At 58.8% G+C, this 18,539-nt stretch carries 13 protein-coding genes and 1 tRNA gene; 7 read left to right on the top strand and 7 right to left on the bottom strand.

Annotated features, from left to right (window positions below; translation table 11 throughout):
• Positions 1-110 precede the first annotated feature (110 nt).
• Both Q0U90_RS05280 and Q0U90_RS05285 read left to right on the top strand, forming a co-directional pair.
• Positions 111-1,316: a sensor histidine kinase gene (locus Q0U90_RS05280; RefSeq protein ID WP_297452414.1), complete on the top strand. Its 1,206-nt coding sequence runs from the start codon at positions 111-113 to the stop codon at positions 1,314-1,316.
• A 61-nt stretch (positions 1,317-1,377) separates the two neighbouring features.
• Positions 1,378-2,061, top strand: a complete 684-nt coding sequence (locus Q0U90_RS05285) for a response regulator transcription factor (RefSeq protein ID WP_297452415.1) — start codon at positions 1,378-1,380, stop codon at positions 2,059-2,061.
• 74 nt (positions 2,062-2,135) lie between these two features.
• Here the strand turns inward: Q0U90_RS05285 and Q0U90_RS05290 are convergent, their stop codons facing one another.
• Positions 2,136-3,305 (bottom strand): Ig-like domain-containing protein, encoded by a 1,170-nt coding sequence (locus Q0U90_RS05290; protein ID WP_297452416.1) that lies wholly within the window; start codon positions 3,303-3,305, stop codon positions 2,136-2,138.
• Between the two features lie 714 nt (positions 3,306-4,019).
• Here Q0U90_RS05290 and Q0U90_RS05295 point away from each other — a divergent pair.
• Positions 4,020-4,092, top strand: a tRNA-Lys gene (locus Q0U90_RS05295).
• Positions 4,093-4,336: 244 nt separating this feature from the next.
• Here the strand turns inward: Q0U90_RS05295 and Q0U90_RS05300 are convergent.
• Positions 4,337-4,618, bottom strand: coding sequence for a DUF3618 domain-containing protein (locus Q0U90_RS05300; protein ID WP_297452417.1), 282 nt, complete (start codon positions 4,616-4,618; stop codon positions 4,337-4,339).
• Between the two features lie 149 nt (positions 4,619-4,767).
• On the opposite strand from Q0U90_RS05300, the gene bcp reads away from it, so the two are divergent.
• Both bcp and Q0U90_RS05310 read left to right on the top strand, forming a co-directional pair.
• Positions 4,768-5,295 (top strand): thioredoxin-dependent thiol peroxidase, encoded by a 528-nt coding sequence (gene bcp / locus Q0U90_RS05305; RefSeq protein WP_297452418.1) that lies wholly within the window; start codon positions 4,768-4,770, stop codon positions 5,293-5,295.
• A gap of 146 nt (positions 5,296-5,441) precedes the next feature.
• On the top strand, positions 5,442-6,017 hold the full coding sequence (locus tag Q0U90_RS05310) for a TetR/AcrR family transcriptional regulator (RefSeq protein WP_297452466.1): 576 nt from the start codon (positions 5,442-5,444) through the stop codon (positions 6,015-6,017).
• Positions 6,018-6,056: 39 nt separating this feature from the next.
• Here the strand turns inward: Q0U90_RS05310 and Q0U90_RS05315 are convergent, their stop codons facing one another.
• The 3 genes from Q0U90_RS05315 to Q0U90_RS05325 form a co-directional block, all read right to left on the bottom strand.
• Positions 6,057-6,461, bottom strand: coding sequence for a holo-ACP synthase (locus Q0U90_RS05315; protein ID WP_297452419.1), 405 nt, complete (start codon positions 6,459-6,461; stop codon positions 6,057-6,059).
• Complete coding sequence (locus tag Q0U90_RS05320) at positions 6,458-15,604, bottom strand: type I polyketide synthase (RefSeq protein WP_297452420.1); 9,147 nt, start codon at positions 15,602-15,604, stop codon at positions 6,458-6,460. The genes Q0U90_RS05315 and Q0U90_RS05320 overlap by 4 nt, the downstream gene beginning before the upstream one ends.
• A gap of 395 nt (positions 15,605-15,999) precedes the next feature.
• Positions 16,000-16,197 carry a hypothetical protein gene (locus tag Q0U90_RS05325; protein ID WP_297452421.1) on the bottom strand — a complete coding sequence of 66 codons (198 nt, stop codon included), beginning with the start codon at positions 16,195-16,197 and terminating at the stop codon, positions 16,000-16,002.
• A 320-nt stretch (positions 16,198-16,517) separates the two neighbouring features.
• On the opposite strand from Q0U90_RS05325, the gene Q0U90_RS11625 reads away from it, so the two are divergent.
• On the top strand, positions 16,518-16,799 hold the full coding sequence (locus tag Q0U90_RS11625) for a tyrosine-type recombinase/integrase (RefSeq protein WP_366516634.1): 282 nt from the start codon (positions 16,518-16,520) through the stop codon (positions 16,797-16,799).
• 133 nt (positions 16,800-16,932) lie between these two features.
• On the opposite strand, the gene Q0U90_RS05330 is transcribed toward Q0U90_RS11625, so the two are convergent.
• Both Q0U90_RS05330 and Q0U90_RS05335 read right to left on the bottom strand, forming a co-directional pair.
• A complete protein-coding gene (locus Q0U90_RS05330) occupies positions 16,933-17,346 on the bottom strand; it encodes a hypothetical protein (RefSeq protein ID WP_297452422.1) in 414 nt (137 codons plus the stop codon).
• A 10-nt stretch (positions 17,347-17,356) separates the two neighbouring features.
• Complete coding sequence (locus tag Q0U90_RS05335; protein ID WP_259789016.1) at positions 17,357-17,488, bottom strand: hypothetical protein; 132 nt, start codon at positions 17,486-17,488, stop codon at positions 17,357-17,359.
• Between the two features lie 596 nt (positions 17,489-18,084).
• Here Q0U90_RS05335 and Q0U90_RS05340 point away from each other — a divergent pair.
• Positions 18,085-18,414 carry a type II toxin-antitoxin system HicB family antitoxin gene (locus Q0U90_RS05340; RefSeq protein WP_297452423.1) on the top strand — a complete coding sequence of 110 codons (330 nt, stop codon included), beginning with the start codon at positions 18,085-18,087 and terminating at the stop codon, positions 18,412-18,414.
• The last annotated feature ends 125 nt before the right edge of the window (positions 18,415-18,539 follow it).

Consider the following 18,539-nt stretch of genomic DNA (forward strand, 5'->3'; position numbering starts at 1 on the left):
GGATTTAATCGCCATGGAGGTTGAACTTCGTCTCCAACTTTCGGTTGATGTTGACGATTCCGGCTCGTCAGCGGTGTTTTGGCAGGTGGAACTGACCTAAGCTCGAGAGCGTGGATACTCCTGAGACTCTGAACCGCAGCTGGCAAGTGCTGCGGTTTGCCCTGGATGTGTTGGTGCTGGTGCTGCTGGCGGTATGCGTGGTGCCGAACCCGGAGTGGCGAATCATCACTTATGCGGCGTGCTTTCTGGTGGTTTATATTGCGGGTTCGGTCGGACCAATCGGGCGGGCTCGCCATGGCAACGTTGCCAACGAGGTTGCGCTGACGAAGCCGCGCGGTCTGCTGCTGGGTTGGCTTGTGATTCTGCTGCTGTGCTGGGCTGCGATGGCGTTCGCAACGCTGGATGCCTCGTTCCTGGTCTTCCCGCTGTTTTTCGTAATTTTGCAGGTCACCGGTGGGCTTACCGCTGTAATCATGGTGGTTGCGACAACCGCGACGGCAATCGGTGCTATCGCTGTCCACACGCCGCTGACTTTTGGTGGTGTCCTCGGCCCCATCCTGGGCGGAACATTTGTCCTCACTGTGGGGCTGGGGTTCCGGCTTCTGCAGAAGGAGACCATCGAAAAGACCAAGGCACTAGAGGAGCTTTCGGCTGCCCGCGCCCGCTCGGAAGCGCTATCACGTCGCGCTGGTGAACTGGACGAACGCGCACGCCTCGCAGCCGATATCCACGACACTGTGGCTCAGGGCCTGTCCTCCATCCAGCTGCTGCTGCATTCGGTGGAGTCGCGCATGAAGAACGCCCCCATCGAGCATGACCAGGCCTCACTTGATTCTCTACAGCTCGCCCGCAAGGTCGCGGCCGACAATCTCGCCGAGACCCGCCGCATCATTGCAGCGCTTCAGCCGGCTCCCCTCGAAGGCTCCGACCTTTCCAGCGCGTTAGAGAACGTCTGCTCCTCCACGGTGCTCGGCGATGCTGTCAGCTTCTGCGTCGACGGCACGCCGACACGCCTGCCAGCCACCGTCGAGGCGACCATCATCAGGGTGGCCCAGGCGAGCTTGGCGAACGTCGTCAAGCATGCACACGCCACACGTTGCCGCGTCACCCTGACCTACCAGCCCGACGAAGTTCTGCTCGACTGCGTCGACAACGGCATCGGATTCGACCCCACCACACCCACCAGCGGAGACAGCGTCGGTATCGCCAACGCGCGCCGACGTGTGGAAAAGCTCGGCGGCACCTTCACCATCGAATCGGAGCCGGGGCGCGGCTGCGGAGTCAGCGTCAGTATCCCCCACGAACTCGCCTCCTAAAGAACCGCGCCTGGTATGCAGGTAGGAAACAAACGTTCACATCACCCGAGGAGTTAGCCAGGTGACCAAACCCATCGGAGTCCTCATCGCCGACGACCACCCCATCGTGCGGGCTGGTCTGCGCGCAGTCGTTGAATCGGCGCCGGATATCGTCGTGGTCGGCGAGGCCGCCAGCGCTGATGAGGCGGTCAATAAGGTACGCGCATCGCTTGACGACGACTCTTGCGACCGCATCGATTTGGTACTGATGGACCTTCGCTTTGGCGAGGCCCCTGGCACCAACACGCGCGCAGGCGGTGTCGATGCCACCGCAGCCATTCGTGCCTTGTCCGGGCGCGGTGTGAAAGCTCCGGAAGTGTTGGTTGTGACCAATTATTCTTCGGACTCCGATGTACTCGGCGCTGTGACTGCAGGTGCCGTTGGCTATCTGCTCAAGGATGCTGCGCCGGAGGAACTGATTGATGGCATCCGTCGCGCCGTCCGTGGCGAAACGGTACTGAACACGCAGGTAGCCGGGCGCCTGATGGGCCGGATGCGCAACCCCAATACAGCACTAACCCCGCGCGAACTCGAAGTGCTCGAGTTGGTCGCACGGGGGATGTCGAATAGGAAAATCGCAGAACAACTGGTGCTCACTGAAGCGACGGTGAAATCGCACCTGGTGCATATTTTCACCAAGCTAGACGTCAGCTCCCGCACCGCGGCTGTTGCTCGGGCGCAGGAGCTGGGAATGCTGGGCGAATAGGTAAGAGCTAACCTACGGGGCTTGAGCGGCGGGTTAACTCCGGCGTAGGAATAAAGGCTACCGATGTGAAGGAGTTACCAGGAGCTGGTCTCGTCGGCATTGCCCTTCTTCCAGGTCTCCCACGGAATGTTCCAGTCACCCAGCCCATCGACACCAGAGAGCGTCCCGCCAACAGTGTTCTTCACAATGACGATGTCACCACGCTTCGTGTTGTCCAGGAACCACTTAGCGTTGGCATCAGAAACATTGATACAACCGTGAGACTGGTTGACGCTACCTTGTGCCCACGTTGACCACGGTGCGCCGTGGACATAGATGCCGGAATAGGACATCTGCGTTGCGTAGTTAACCGGAGTGACGTAGCCACCATTTTCCAGCGACAGACCGTAAGTGCGAGAGTCCATCACCATACTCTGGTTGCGATCACCAATGATGTACTGACCATTCGGAGTCGGGTGAACATTTGACCCCATGGAAATGGGCATGGAGTTCACGACTTTACCGTTCTTCTTAATAACCATGGTCTTGGTCGCATCATCGGCAATAGCGATAACTTCATCACCGATAGTGAAGCTAGCTTCGGCGGACTCCGCACCGTACATGCCGTCACCGAGATCCGTACCGTAAATGTCGGACTTTACGGTAACCTTCGTGCCCGGCTTCCAGTACTCCTTTGGACGCCAGCGAACCTCAGTGTTGTTCAGCCAGTAAAAACCACCCTCCACCTTAGGTTCAGTGGTCACCTTAATGGCTTCCTCCGCGGCCTTTCGGTCCGAGATGCTCGCGCTGAACTTCACAGCAATAGGCTGACCGACACCTACAGTAGAACCATCCAGTGGAGACAGATAGCCGTTCACCTGATTAGTCGGCTCGACAGTAGTGAAAGAACTCGAAAGCTTTTCCGCACCCGAGGTTGCATTAATCTCGTAAGTTTTCGAGTAGCCCAGGGGCTCAGCAGTGGTCCACTTAGACCCCGTGGAGTCAAGCTTGCCCTTTACTTCTTTGCCCTCAGGGTTGGTCATTACGACCTTATCCAGGCGATGTCCCTCGCCAACCTCGACCGAAATGGGGTCAACCACAGAAACCTCCGTGGCATCATCCTTCACGCTCGCGACAAGACCAGCGTCTGCCTCTTTCGCCTCTTGCTGTTCGGCTTCTTCTCCGCCAACAGTACAAGCCGCTAGAGAAACAGCGGTCGCGAACGCCACCACCGTCATCGACAGACGCTTAAAAGATTGCCGCATGATCGTGCTTCACTCCAACAGTGCAATTATTAGCTAGTACTTTAGCGGGCTCACCAGCACAAACTTGATACGCCCTGAAAAAATCAGACTACCCTGCACTAGCGCTGGCCGTCCCCGAAAACAGTTAACCCGAGGTGAAAAAGTCTTATAACTGTACAGCGCCGGCTAGACAGTCACAGTTTGAAGCCCCACACAGGGCACAACATGCAAGATAGTCTGACAGTCCCTACAGTTAACCCTCTAGAAAACTGCTGTGCAACCCCCAAAAAGTTGGGCATTTGAATTGACCTGCAGAAACAGAACGTCCCCAAGAAGCGTTACCAAAAAGTAATCAGTTCACTATCCAGTGTCACCTCCCAGTCGCACCCTAGCTACCCCTTAGCCTCTCTCCGGCCATCCCCACCTACGCCCGAATTTCACAGCCACAATAGCCCGACGGCGGTTTATACCAGCCCAGCGAATATTGCCTCGAAGTTAGTGGGTACTGCCTCAAACGTTGATACAAGTCGCCAACCAACCCCACTTTGAGGTTTTTCAAACTTTTTTTGAACTTTTTTCAAACGGTTACGCAAACTCCTTACAAAAACACGCAAAAACGGCGACATAAAAACCCCGGCTGACCAGCCGATTTTACAAACAATCAGAAACCTGGTTATATATCTTTTCGTTGCCAGCGAGGAGCTCACAAAGAGAGCACCAAGCAGGAAACGGTAAGCGCCATTAGCTCAACTGGCAGAGCAGCTGACTCTTAATCAGCGGGTTCGGGGTTCGAGTCCCTGATGGCGCACGAAAGCCCAGGCCAGACAGTTTTTACTGTCTGGCTTTCGGCGTTTTTAAAGGTAACTCCCTGTTCAGGGCGTTTTTCGCAATAGCATGCCCAGGGTACATTAATCGCCCGTGCACCCGGGAAACAACCTCTAAAGGGCAGACATTGGGCACGATTTGGGCACAAAACTTCGGTAGTTTGCGGCTGCTGAAAAGCGCACAGACCCCAAGTAACCACTTGGGGCCTGTGCGCTAACTACCGAAAACTACTTCGCAGCAGCCTCGATCATCTCGCGAATGCGGTCGATTTCCTTGCTGCGGTTACGGTTGCGACGAATTCCCATTGCGATGCCGCCAACAACGAGTGCGGCGACAACACCCAGTGCCGCCTGCACCTTCGGCTCGTTCAGAACATCGACAACGCGGGTCTTTGCGTCATCCGCAACGTTCTTCGGATTCGTTCGCACGGTTAGCTCATCCAGAGTACGGGCGAGCTGGTTACGGTTACGCTCAATATCGCGCTGGATATCTTCAATGCTGCGAGCCACGTAAACTCCCTAAAAAGTTGAGTATCTAAAGTGATTGTTCGCCTAAAAGACTAACACTTCCCGTACGGCAACGTGGTCGAGCACTGGGAAATACTCCTCGAATACTCCAGAGCCAACACGCATGGCCCCAGAGTCGATACGATTAACTCATGACTACTTCTTCCGCCAACGAAAAAGAATTCGGCCAAAATAACATCCGACTGGAAGCTGGTGAGCCAGCTCCCGCGTTTACTCTTCTCAACGACGCCGAAGAGCAGGTTTCTCTGTCGGACTACGCGGGCAAGCCCGTGCTGATTTACTTCTACCCGCGGGCTAACACCCCAGGTTGCACCACTGAGGCATGCGACTTCCGCGATGAATCCGCAGCCCTGAATGGTGCCGGCATTCCTGTCGTAGGTATTTCTCCGGACAAGCCGGCGAAACTCGCAAAGTTCCGTGAGGACCACGGCTTGAACTTCACCCTCCTGTCCGATCCGGACAAGGAAACCATGACCGCGTTCGGTGCCTTCGGCGAGAAGAAGAATTACGGCAAGATTGTTCAGGGTGTTATCCGCTCAACCTTCCTGGTCAACGCTGAAGGTGAAATCGAGAAGGCCTGGTACAACGTTCGCGCTAAGGGCCACGTCCAGCGAGTCCTACGCGACTTGGGCGTAGAGTCACAGTCCACCGAGAGCTAGCTTGACACTGGCAGCCTCACCGCCGCCTACTAACCGCACACCGAGCAGACAGTTTCGCAGTCGTGAATCAACCTCAAGGAACTCCGGAGATTCTTCGTCCCCGCCGCACCCCGGCTCAACAGCGCAGCCGCGAACGGTACGCGCGAATGCTCAGCTCTGCACGCGCGGTGCTCGTGCAACATGGGTTTGAGTCCTTCACTTTCGATGAAGTAGCGCGACATGCAGACATCCCCATCGGCACCCTCTACCAGTTCTTCGCGAACAAATTCGTGATGATTTGCGAGCTCGACCGCCAGGATACAGAAGCCGTTATCGAAGAGGTCTCACGTTTTAGTCAGACGATTCCCACGCTGGAATGGCCCGAGTTCCTTTCGGAGTTCATCGACCACCTAGCTACGTTGTGGCGCGGTGATGTCTCAAGAAGGGCCGTATGGTTGGCGGTGCAATCAACTCCCGCCACCCGAGCCACGGCTGAGGACACGAAGTCCCGCCTGGTCACCGAGATCTCACAAGTGCTGCGCCCGCTGGTGCCGTCGTCAAGCGAGGCGGAACTGAACTTTATCGCCGACCTCTTAATTAACGCCACGTACGCCCTGCTGAATTATGCAGTGGACCATCCGGGGAGCGAGGCCGAACGGTCAGCACATTATGAGCTGACTGTGCAGGAAATTAAGCGCATGACAATTTCCTATCTCATGAGCGTCGCGGAAGCAGCACGTTAACAATCGCTACTGCCGACTAACAGCTGCTTTTTGGGGGGGCTAGTCCAAACGCACAATGGCAATCGCGTAGTCGCCGTCGTGCGAGATGCTTAACGACGGCCCCCGCTGCCACTGCCTATCGTGGAAGTGGCAACCCACAGCTCCGTGGAGGCGCAGGCTCACACGGCCATACGCATCCGGTTGCACCTCTATCTCCTGCCAGTCCAGCTGATCCCGAGAAATTGGCGGCGCGCTTCCGAAAAATGCCTGTGACCAGGCCTTGATGAAGGCTTCTTTAGCAGCCCAGCGGCCTGCTAAATGACGTGCCAGCGCGGCCTCTCCCAGTCCACGTCGCCTCGCCACCAGCAACTCCGCCGGCGTGAAAACTGCTTGCGCGAACTGACTGCCTGAGGCATTCAGTTGTTCCGCAAAGCCTGGGACGTGGACTAGGTCGATGCCAATCATGGGTGCAGGACACCTTCTACCAGGCGGGCACCGTCGGAAAGCAGGACGGCTTTTTCCAAAGCGGCGGGTGAGCCAAACGAACCACCGTCTGCCAGATTGCGCTCGCGAGGACGCTCATACAGCGCTTCTCCACCGTAGATGGCCTCGTCGATGCGACGCAGGCCAGCTACTTCTCGCGAGTGTGCCGCGCTCCGCCAACGCTTCGCCGCTTCTGCTCCATCATGTTGCGCAATCGCCTGGTAGAAAGCTTCCGGATGGACAACCGCAACTAAAGCGGAGACATGCCCGAATCCGAGTGAGGTGACAAACCCGGCCTTCAACGGCAGCGTGCTGCCAAAGTTGACTGTCTGCGTTGGCCATACCAGACGCGCATGCTTAGACAACACGGGATCGACGCAGTCCAGTGACTTATTCCCCGGCACGATGCCACTGCGCAGCACCTGAGTCAGACCAATGAGCTGGAAGGCCGCGGCTCCGCCCTTAGCGTGCCCGGTCAACGACTTCTGAGAGACCACGAGCAACGGATTCGACGGCGCACGACCGAGTTCATCAGCGATGCATTCATGCAGTTCGGACTCGTTGGGATCATTGGCATTGGTAGACGTATCGTGCTTGGACAACACCGCAACTTCGTCCGCAGTGACATCGAGCGCAGCAAGCGCACGGGCCAAGGAAGACTTTCCACCGCCCTGTGCTGCGGCTAGCGCACCCAAGCCGGGAGCCGGAATGGAGGTGTGCGCACCGTCGGCGAATGACTGCGCGTACGCGACTACACCAAGTACTGGTAGCCCCAGGTCACGGGCTACGTCGCCGCGGGCCAACAACACCGTGCCGCCGCCCTGCGATTCCACGAATCCTCCACGCCGGCGATCGTTCGGTCGGGAGAAGTATGCCTGATCGATGCCTCTGTCCTCCATGGTGGCGGAGTCAGCGGTAGCAGCCATGTCGCCGAAACCTGTAATTCCCTCTGTCGAGAGGTCATCGAAGCCACCGGCGACAACAAAATCGGCCTTGCCCAGGGCAATCTTGTCGACACCTTCCTCCACCGACACCGCCGCCGTCGCACAAGCGGCAACCGGATGAATCATCTGCCCATAGCCACCGACATAGGACTGCATCACGTGCGCCGCGATTACATTCGGCAGTGCCTCCTGCAATACGTCATTGGCGCGTGGCTGTCCTAGCAATCCGTCGATGTAAAGGCTACGGAGCGACTCCATCGCACCGATTCCCGTTCCCTGTGTCGATGACACCCGCGCAGGGTTCACCGCTTCGAGCAGCTGCGCTGGGCTAAAGCCGGACGACAGGAACGCATCTACGGTGCAGACGAGGTTCCACAAGCTCACACGATCTAGATTTTCCATCATGTCCGCCGGGATACCGTAGCGTGCCGGATCAAAACCCTGTGGAATTTGCCCGCCAACATAGCGACTCATCGCCATACGCCGAGGCACCTGCACTGGTGTGCCCGCAGCCCGGGTCACCAACCATTGGCCTGTCTCGGCATCAAAGCTCGCAGTGGTGTTGTCCGGATTGGACGCGACAAATGTCTCTGCTGTTTGCCGGTCACGCACCGAAAAGCTCAGCGCGCGATCCAGGTAGACCGTGGTCAGCTCGGTCATCGTATTGTCGACCAGATCGCCATCATCGGCGTACCGACGCACGCCAACTCGCGCTAGCACCTCATCGCGGTAGCGCGAAACAATGTCGCTTTCGGCAATAGCCTGCCCCTCGTCATCGAGCCAGCCACCCTCATAGGAGATTAGTCCCATTGACCAGGCCAACTCTACGATTCCCGCTGCCGAAAGATCACCGACTTCCGCCTCAAAGCGCGTCCGCGAAGAACCATATGGCCCCAGCTCGCCGGCACCGACAATGACCACCATGTCCTCCGTCGCCACTGCGATGTCATCAAAGGCCGGTGTCGTCTGCACAATAGGCCGGCGCGGACTGGGCAGGCCCTGCAGAACTCGGCTTGACGACGGTCCCTGTGCGGTAGCCACATCACCAACCTCGGCACCTTCTGCTGACTCCTGCCCCGCCTGCGCAGCTTCCTGCGCCAACTGAGCAATATTGAGGTCCACCTCGCCCAATCCGCCAGTGAGATCGGCAACGATGGGGCGTGTGCACGCCTTCTTCTTAGCCTCGACGCTGGCCAGACGAACGAGCTGGGCTGCCATTTCTTCGGTGGAGAAGGTGCGCACGCCCCGTTCTTCCACTGCAGCAACCAACGGGTCGTTACCACCCATCAGGTTGGTGCCGCGGACCCAACCAATGTGCGCATGCGCCAATGTCGTGCGGGTGCGCCAGGAATCCTCCACATTCCAGCGTGCCACCACTGCATCGAGGGCTGCCTTAGCTTCACCGTAGGCGCCATCGCCACCAAAGCGACCGCGATTCGGCGAGCCAGGCAGCACCACATGCAAGCGCTGCTGCAGATTGTTATCCCCACCGAGTGCAGACAACCCTGCAATAAGGCGTTCCACCGACCACAGAAGTAGGCGCATCTGGGTCTCGGACGCGGGGCCTGCGTCGGCAAGCGAACCCGAAACAGGCGGGGCGGCAAATGGGAATAGCAGGGTCGGCACCAGAGCTGGCTTGGTAACCACCACATCCGCGCCGATTGTCGTAGTCTGCTCGGTTCCGATCCAGTCGACAAGGGAATCCAGGTCCTGGAAGCTCGACAAGTTAGCCGGAACCACCCACATCTTCGCGTCACCTCGCGCATGTGTGCGGTAGAGCTCCTTGTAGAAGCTCAGTCGCTGGTGTCCCAGACGTGAGGTGGTCACTACCACGGTCGCGCCTTGACAGAGCAACTGCGCCACCACAGCCGAGGCAATCGAGTGTGGCGAGGCCCCGGTGACTACTGCAATCTCGGCGCTCATCTGTAGCTCATCAGTCCGGCTTCCGGCTTCTTCCGCCAGTTGACGATAAATTGTCGCCAGCTGCGTCCGACCGACCTGGTCGGCCTTGGCAGCCCACCATTGTGCCTGCTCGGCTGCGCTTTCGTGGATACTGCCCGGCGCGGCTTCGGCCACATCCTCGTCAGCTGTTGCCCAAAGGCGGGCAAGGTCATCGCGGGAGGTGGCCCAGCGGTCGTCGAGAAGCACTGCCTTAGTCGGCGCGAACGACGGCGTCACCAGCTTCGGCCAGTCCGCGCCGAGCTCAGCGGTGACGAGATTAACCAGGTTGTCATCAGCATCATCGGCGTTGAAGTCGATGGCGCCGGTGAACTCATGGCCAAGTTGCTCCAGAATCGTCCGCGCAGCGGTCGCCAGAATGCCCGTTTGTCCTGTGGTTTTGTCGGCGAACTCATTGAGCACGCTCGAGTCGACCAGGCCCGCCCTCCCTTCGCTTGCCGACGGCTTGGCAACAGAGATACCCCGTAGCGCGGCAACAGCGACTACCGCTTCATCGATGAGCTGATTGAGCTCTGACGTGTTCGTTGGAGCTGCCGGCGCAAGATACGCCAGCTCCCCGCCACGCAGGGACGCGCCTTCGCGGGTACCGAGCATAATTTCAGCGTTGATTGCGGTTACCCAGCCGTCGCCGAGCTGCCACTCATCGCCAACGTAGTCAGCAATGTAGTTCGCCCCCGCACCGGCAGGCCCCGTGATGCGGCGAATACCGTCAGCAACAGCTTCGGTAAGCACTGGCCCGAAGGCTGTATAGCCACTGGCCAAATTATCGGTCTTGGCCTTCAGGTCCAGCAGCTCCGCATCGGCAGCCCCCTCGATTGAACCGAGGTCGAATTCCACCCCGAGATCGAGCAGTAGCTGATTACGCCGGGACGAAACTCCGTCGACCAGAGTCTCAATCGAGTCGGCTGCGCCCAGCTGGTCTCGACGCAACTTCGTCCACTGACAAATGAGCACGTCGAGTGCTTCGGCTGGGCTGATGGTGATATCAGCAACTTCTGCACTTGAGGTGGTGGCGCTGGCTCCCCTGGCCTCATGCACGGCAGCCGTGTCCTGTTCGGCAGCCGTGGCCTGTTCGGCAGCCGTGTTCTGTTCGGCGGCGGAGTGCTCAGCCCCCGCGGTTACCTGGGCTGTCTCCGAATCCGCAGCGCGTTCCAGGGCCGGCTCGCGCTCCGACTCTGGCTTCTCCGGCTGAATCTGGTCGCGCATAAATACGGCATCAGCATCGCGTTCGAGATTGAGTACTCGAATGTCACGGCTGCGGTGCCGGGGCAGCTGGCAGGTTCGGGCAGCCAAGTTTGCAAGTGTGGGCGCAGTACCAACACCGATTTCAATGATGCGGCTGACTCCGAGGTCGTCGAAAAGCAGATCCTGCGTTTCAATCCACCTCACCGGCGAACAGAACTGCCAGGCCAGCAACTCAACCAGCAGCGTACGGGCCAAGTACGACGGGTTCTCGGCAGCAGCTTCGAAGTCAGCGAGAATTTTTTCCAGAATTTCTGAATCAACGACGGCCGTCATCTGTCGGACAAACTGCTCCGAAAGTTCAAACGCTGTTGCGGTGAGATTCGGGATATAGCGTCCAACCAGGCGCTCTGGAGCAATCTCTGCCGGCAGCAATCGATCCAGATGTTCGCGGAAAGAGTCGACTCCATCCCGGAGAACACCGGAATGGAAGGGCACGTCGATACCCGGAATACGCACAAAGCCCTTGCCATCCGGGCTTCGACGCGCGCACTGCTCGGCAAGCGCCTCCAGGCCCGCGACGGTACCTGCAACGGCATACTGTTTGCCCGCCAGGTTGAGATTGACAACTTCGAGGAACTCACCCGTTTCCTGCGCCAGGTGACCGACGAACTCCGCGACCTCACCTTCGCTCACGCCAATCTTGTCCGGACGCAGCGCACACAAACCATAGTTGGAACGCCCCTGTTCATCGCGTTCGACCAGCTCGTGCATGGTCAAGCCGCGACGGTACACGACCTCCAACACGGCATCTGCATCAAGCGCACCGGCAAAAGCTGCCAGCGCGTTGTACTCGCCAACTGAGTGCCCGGCAAAGTGCGCCGATTCATCCAACAGCCCTGCCTCACGCAGCTCCGCGACCTGCGCCAGCCCCAAGGTAGCCATTGCTACCTGGGTAAATTGCGTAAGATTCAGGACACCTTCTGGGTGGAAATAGCGCACCCCATCGACAACAACTTCTGTGGGGTTATCGCGGACGATTGCCAGCACGGAAAAGCCGAGCTTCTCCCGGGTCATCGCATCTGCTTCGCCCCATACGCGCCGGGCAGCCACGCTCCGCGTCCGCGCGTCCAGACCCATCCCCTGTGATTGAATGCCCTGGCCGGGGAACACATATGCAGTCGTCGGCGCGGCGATCACGGCGGTGGCGGTCAGCACGAGTTCCCCATCGACCGTGGCGAGGACTTCACGGACCTCACCGGCGCCAGGGCGGTTATCAAAGCCGCGCCGCTCCACGGAGAAACTCACCTTTTGCCCAGGCAGCACGGGGCTCAACATAGTCGCGGTGAACTCAGATACTCGGTTTCCTACGCCCGCATCTGAGGCTGCTACGGCTGCATGCTCCGCCATCGCAGACAGCCACATGCCATGGACAATGACGCTTGGCAAACCAGCGAGAGCAGCTGCGCGGGAATCAACATGGATGGGATTGCAATCGCCTGTGACGCTGCCAAACGGCGCCATTGCCCGCGGGGCTTCTACAGTCATCGCCCCTCGGAAGCTCCGTGGCGTATCCGTCACCGTCGGCAATGGCACAGTATTGGTCCGCGCCGTTTGCCCACCGTTTCGACCACGAATGGCAAAGCGTTCACTCAAGGTGGCTAATAGTTCGTCACCATTGTGAATCTCCGCACGGACCACAACTACTCGTCCCAGGTCCGTATCGACAACCTCGTCGACACGCGCACTACTTCGCAGTGTTGTGTTTTCCTGCGGCAGTGCTCCGAACATACGAATGTGATGCTCCAGATGCACAAGCGACAGCATGCCCTCGACAACATCTATCCCGTGCTCAGTCCGCGCCTGCGCAATCGCTGCAAAGATTGCCGGCCAGGCATGTCCGACCAGCACATCTGGCACTGTCGCCCGAGCATCATCGTCAGCTGCCGCAACGGTCACCGCGTCGTAGTCAGCCACTGCCATCAGGTCCCACGCGGATTCCCACACCGCGACCCCATCAACAACATCCGCAAGCTCACCACCGGCGGCAATCCGCGTCAGCTCCCGCATCGCCGACGTCGCATCCTCATGCTTGACGACGGGCACCGCGCCCACCGCTTCACTCTGGCACATGCGAATCTTAAGTTGCGTATCCTCGCCTACGGCCTCCGGCAGCGGTACGGTCAACTGTGCCCACGACAGGTCCTCCGCTATTTCCTCGGCTATTTCCTCGGCGCTGCCAGATACTTCGATGGTTTCCAAAATGGCACCCGTGCCTGGATGCTCCAGACGCTGTGCACCGGAGTAATCGGCCTCGTCAGAGACACACACCCACTCGTGTTCCGGCCCCAGCGCCAGTGCTGGATTCGGCTGCTGCCGACCTGCCCACCAGATCACAGGTGCTGCGAGCATCCGGCTGAGAGTGTCGACAGGCGCACCTGGCAGATAACCGTCCTCCATCAGCGCCCGGGCGGTAGCCTTTTCAAACCGGCCCAGAATCTCCGCCACCGTCTCATTCGCGCGAGTAATACCTGCCACGGCCTGTGGTCCTGGGATAATGCACACTCCATCCGCGTCATAGCGGGAGTCATGGGCCTGCCACAGCGAATCCGAACGCCACCAGCGCCGTACCTCAGCATCGATAACCGGCACAAAGGGAACGGGTTTGCCCGGTGTGCGGCACAGCTCGGAGATAAAGAAGGTGACATCTGCCGGGTGGAGGCGAATATCCAAGTCCAGGAGGCTAGCCAACCTCGAAGTTTCGTCCCGCGGCTGGGTGCGCACGCTGTCACCGTCGGCAAGCGCGTCAAACGTGCCCTCATCGGCCGGACTGAGTCGCGCTTCCACACGATCGACAAGTGCGACAAAGCGCGTCGCCCACGTCGGGTCGATGAACTCACCGTCCGGTGCGCACAATTCGAGATAGCGATTCAGCACCTCGGCGTAGGTCATGGAGTCGACATCGCCGAAGAAGGGCTTCGCAGTGGCGTTTATGGCAGCAATGATCTCCGCTCGACGTTCGTTTACCGCTGCGGCATCGCCTGCAACCTCGTCGAGCAATCGGCCAGCACGTGCTGCGGCATTGTCGATTTCATGGATGTCAGCGCCCAACTGGCTGCGTCCCGAGGCCATGCCATCAACGGCGCCGCCAGCGGGAATCCACTTATCGGTGCCGTTGGTAGCAACGAGCAATTGTTTCACAGACTCAGAAGCCGTCGATTCCTTAGCCGCCATCGCGGCGGTGCCGATGATGACCGCATCCACCGGCATTGGGGCCAGGCCGTAGCGAGTCGACCACGTTCCCATCAGGTAATCGCGGGCCTGCTCCGGCTTACCGATACCACCGCCAACAGCAAGCACCACATCGTGGGTACGAATCTTTGCGTAAGTGTTAATTAGCAGGTCATCGAGGTCCTCCCAGGAATGATGTCCACCAGCACGCCCACCTTCAACCTGCATGATGATCGGATAGTGAACACCCTGCTGCACCAACGCATCTGAAATTGCCAGCACGGATTCAATCTGCTCAATGGTGCCCGGTTTGAACGAGATATGCGGAATCCCACCCTCGCGCAGCTGCTTCACCAGCTCGACTGCCTCGTCCACTTCCGGAATTCCCGCAGAAATGGTCACACCGTCAATCGGACGTCCCGCTGCCACCGCACGCGGCAGCAGACGACGTCCCCCGACGTGCAGGCCCCACAGGTACGGGTCCAAGAACATGGTGTTGAACTGTGCACTGCGCCCCTCATCGAGCAGCTCCGACAGACGTTGGACATTGGCCTCGAAAATCTCCGGCGTGACCTGACCGCCACCGGCCAATTCCGCCCAGAAACCAGCATTCGCGGCAGCAGCAACAATCTCCGGGTCAACAGTTGTTGGTGTCATGCCGCCGAGCAGAATCGGCGCACGCCCAGTTAACCTAGTGAACTTCGTCTCAACACGGGGCTTATCACCCGTGACCAGGCGCGGTGCAAACTCCCGCCAGGAGGTGGGGTGTTCAATGTCGGCCTCAAAAAGTGCGCGCTGCCCTGCCGCAGTTGCCGCAGAGAGCACCGCTACGCCGTACCCTTCAGCATTGCGCTCCGTCAGCTTGACGACGCCCGTGTCTGGCCCCAAATCCACGATAGTGGTGACCCCTTGGTCGATGAGCCCCCGTACCTCGGCACTCCAATCGCTGGGGTCAACCAAAATTGCACGCGCGAGCCGGTCGGCCACATCGGTATCCAGTCCGATGCGGTCAGCCTGTTGCACCACCCATTTCACAGCGGAGGCAAGCACTGGATGGTGAAAGGCCCCGCTCACTGGCAGTGTCGTGCATTCGACAGCACGGTCCTTCCGCTGCCCTGCCGTGAGCTGATTGGATAATTGGTCAGTGAGTCCCTCGGCGAGCTGTTCCAACTTTTCCTGGGCACCGATAACGACGCTGGTAGTCCGCGTGTTCTTCAGCCCGATGACGCATCCCTGTGGAAGGAGCGGTTCCAATTCCGCGGCTGTCAGCCCCGAGATGCTCAGCATTGGCGCGCGACCAAATCCAGCTACCCGAGTGCCGCGCGCGCAGGCCACACCAATAAGGCGAGCGAGTGCAAGAATATCTGCTGCTTTTTCTGGGTGCATCGCGATTTCAGCGGCCAACACACCTTGCGAATGCCCTGCCACCGCTGTCGCTTCGGAGATATCAATACCCTGCGCTGCCAACTGCTCAATGACGCCCAACTGCGCCAAGAGAATGCCCGGAACACTGACCGCAGGGTTGGTTGTATCTCCGGTAAATGGCTCCTCAGTGGCAAGAGAGGTAGCCCAACCAAAAGGATTAAAGCCTGCAGGTAGTTGGCCTACGAGATCGTCGTTAAGCGGTGCGATTAGTTCCTCGGCGAGAGTGAACGCGTCCCATAGTTTCTGTGCAGTACCGCTGGCGATAGCGCTGGCAAGAGTGTCCAACCAAGGGCGCGATTGACCGGCGAATGTAACGGCGAAGGTCCCAAGATCTGGAGCAGACGCAGCGTTGGTGTGCACAGTATCGAGTTTCTCGTAAATCACGTGGCTGAGGTCCTTGTCTATTGAGCTGCGGATGAACTGCGAAACGGAAACAGCTTTTGTTTCCAAATCCTTGCCAGGACACTATGCCATAAATCATGAGGCTTTCATCATGTTTGGATTGCGTGAATATGCGATGTCGCCAATAAAGGAAGAGCACCCAAAGGAAGATGGGGCAAAACATCACCGCGACTAGATCGACAGCGCCCACGCTTTAGCCGCGCAAGGATTCTGCAGGTAGAGAACAGTGTTCCCCTATTGGGGTGCTGTCCAAATTAGACACTGAGGCGAGTGCATAAGAGACAGGAGGCGGACGAAATCCCCGTGCCACCACTTGCCGAGTTCGTGATTAACATCACAGCGGCTGGTCGTGTCCGAATCGTTGAAATTGCCCGAATTTAATCGCCGAGTGCATCCAACACCGCCGACTCTGCTTCCTCGAGGCGACGCTCCGACTCTTCGACTTCCCGCTGGGACTTGCCGTCGCGCTCTACGTTGCCGTCAAAAATTGCGCAGGGATCATCGTTAACCACGGTGTCATCGGGGACGATGCCCCGACGCGCCATGTATTCATCCAGATGCATTGAGATGCTCATGTCGCCTCCCTGCTTTAAATATACGATTGGCGCCATTGTATCGACAGGCCTGATTGCCTTCTTATCTTCGGATAGCCAAGCAAGCTGGCCAAGTTTATCCGGAAACGTGGAGCCGTACCGCTTACCGTCCGGTGCGGTGTATCGCGCTTGGTATCGTCCGCTTTCAGCAGCCGCAAACTACCCCACCCGCATTATCTCCCAGACCCCGAACAGAGTCAGCAGTCCGGCAAGTGGCGGTACCTAGCTCATTGGCAACGCGGCTAGAGGCTCGTCGTGGGCTGCCCGGTGCGCTCCTATTTGAGTCCCCACGCGGCGGGGGCGTGCTGCCGGAGCCTAGCTCTTCCCACAGCTGGTGGAGTACGTCTGTCGCTGAGACACAGGCTACTGACCCGACGTTTCCGAAGCAGTTAACCCGTCACGACCTCAGGCACACTGCAGCGTCTCTGATGTTGTCCCGCGGCTGCACCGTGTTGCAGGTACAGCGCCAGCTCGGTCATGCAGATGTGGCCACGACCCTTCGCATCTACTCGCACCTGATGCCCGGCGACCTGGAGCGGGTTAGGGAGGTCATGGATAATTTCGTCCCCACCACGTCCTCATAGGTAACACTGGCGCGAAAGACCGCGTAGGCTGCTCGCCCGCTGACTTACTGCGTACTAGAGTCGTGGCGAGTTGACAGATAGGTATTGCCGCCCCGCGTCCCGCTCCTGCCCGAGGGGCGGAGCTGTCGCAGGTCTACAACTGGTCTGGCGGCCACGGCTTTCCGTCAGGGAAGTATCTGTCATACTTCCAGCCCAGGCGGAAAGGGAGTACATATTTCTGGGGACTGTTGTTCGCTTCCCACATCGACTTTGGTTTTGTTGCCCGCTCGGCTTCTTCCCGGTCGGTGTACACCCCGTAACAGATAGGGTCCCAGAAGTTGCTATCGGTGATTTCGAGAGTGGGTGTGCCGGTGAACACTCCGTAAAGGAGTTGGTCGCGGCTTTCGACCTCGACCTCGAAATCTTCCCAGGTGCCCATCATTCCGCCGGGTTGCGCGCGCCACCAGTTGTCAATCGCGAGGGCGGTCTCCTCGGACTCGACGAACCCGCCGAGCGGCTCGGTGTTATCCGGGTAGCGCGGGTAAATGACGCAGACGACAATTTTCATAGACACGTTTCTACACCCGGCACGGGAGATTAGCCACAGAGGAGTAGCTGCGGGCGTAGTAGGTTTTTCCGTGGTAGACGATGGTTCCCAGGGTGACACCGATGAAGCGGGTATCTACCTTGCCGTTGCATGTAAAGGCCACGTTCTTTTGAGTGAGGGTATTTGTATTGTAAGCAGAAGCATGCACCCCGCTTAGGGCAAGCTTCCACGCGGTGTAGTACTTGTACCGTAGGTCCGAGCTGTGCTTAATGCTGCTGACAGGCACACGGCAGTTGGTGTGCGCCTTGAAGCCTATGGTTCCCCAACCTCCGGACTTGCGAAGATGAATGTTGTCGAGTTTCAGAGTGCATGGCCCGTACTCCTTGACGGCCCGAACGGCGGTGGTGTCCTCGCCGGGTGGGGTGTCAGATAGGACGTAGGGTATCGAGATTGACCCAAGGTTTTCTTCTACTTGAGCCTGGGCGGGTGCTGCAATCCCTAAGCTGGCGACGCTAATTGCTACCGCTGTGAGTAGGGATATTGTGCGTGTGCGCATGGTCAGAGTCTTTCGTGAGCGTGCTTGCCAAACCGTTGGCGACAGGCTGCCCTTTTGCGACCTATTAGCTGGGCGACTGTCACTAATAGATTGGCTCACTCCCTGCCTCAATGGAAGCCCCGTGACTTTCGGTTACCCCCAAGGCGAGCTGAGTTGTGTCTACTCCTCTAGACACGGGGAACCGGCTCCGCGAGACTGGGCACATGACTATATACACCGCAAGGGTAAAGCGCTCCGGCGACTGGTGGGCCGTCACCGTGCCCCAGGTGCCGGGACTCTTCACCCAGGGGCGCACCCTCGCTGAGATAAAAGATATGGTGCGCCGGCCGCTAGAGCTATACCCGGAGATAGAGCCAGACCCGGACACTGCGAGGGTAGTTATCCAGCTGGGCACTCCCGCGGGTGAAGAGGCAGCCGCAACCGCAACTGCTCGTGCTGCTCGCAACCTTGTAGCTCAAGGGCTGACCTACCGCGACACGGCGGTACTGCTCGACATATCCCATCAGCGGGTCGCGCAGCTCGTCTCCGACTAGCTCGTCACCTATCCCACCACCCCGCCTGACGCGGCACTGCACCGGTTCATGCAGCAGTGTAATCGCGCCGGGCGTTTTCTACGTGTGACCTAGGAAAATGCCGCCCGCGACCGAAAATGTTTCCG

This window comes from uncultured Corynebacterium sp. (genome assembly GCF_946998835.1).
Classification (GTDB): Bacteria; Actinomycetota; Actinomycetes; order Mycobacteriales; family Mycobacteriaceae; genus Corynebacterium.

Bases quoted from the DNA above. Each gene is read 5' to 3' on its own strand.
- Q0U90_RS05310 (WP_297452466.1), top strand. From the start codon at position 5,442: ATGCTCAGCTCTGCACGCGCGGTGCTCGTGCAACATGGGTTTGAGTCC.
- Q0U90_RS05330 (WP_297452422.1), bottom strand. From the start codon at position 17,346: ATGAAAATTGTCGTCTGCGTCATTTACCCGCGCTACCCGGATAACACC.
- bcp (WP_297452418.1), top strand. From the start codon at position 4,768: ATGACTACTTCTTCCGCCAACGAAAAAGAATTCGGCCAAAATAACATC.
- Q0U90_RS05290 (WP_297452416.1), bottom strand. From the start codon at position 3,305: ATGCGGCAATCTTTTAAGCGTCTGTCGATGACGGTGGTGGCGTTCGCG.
- Q0U90_RS05340 (WP_297452423.1), top strand. From the start codon at position 18,085: ATGACTATATACACCGCAAGGGTAAAGCGCTCCGGCGACTGGTGGGCC.
- Q0U90_RS05315 (WP_297452419.1), bottom strand. From the start codon at position 6,461: ATGATTGGCATCGACCTAGTCCACGTCCCAGGCTTTGCGGAACAACTG.
- Q0U90_RS05325 (WP_297452421.1), bottom strand. From the start codon at position 16,197: ATGAGCATCTCAATGCATCTGGATGAATACATGGCGCGTCGGGGCATC.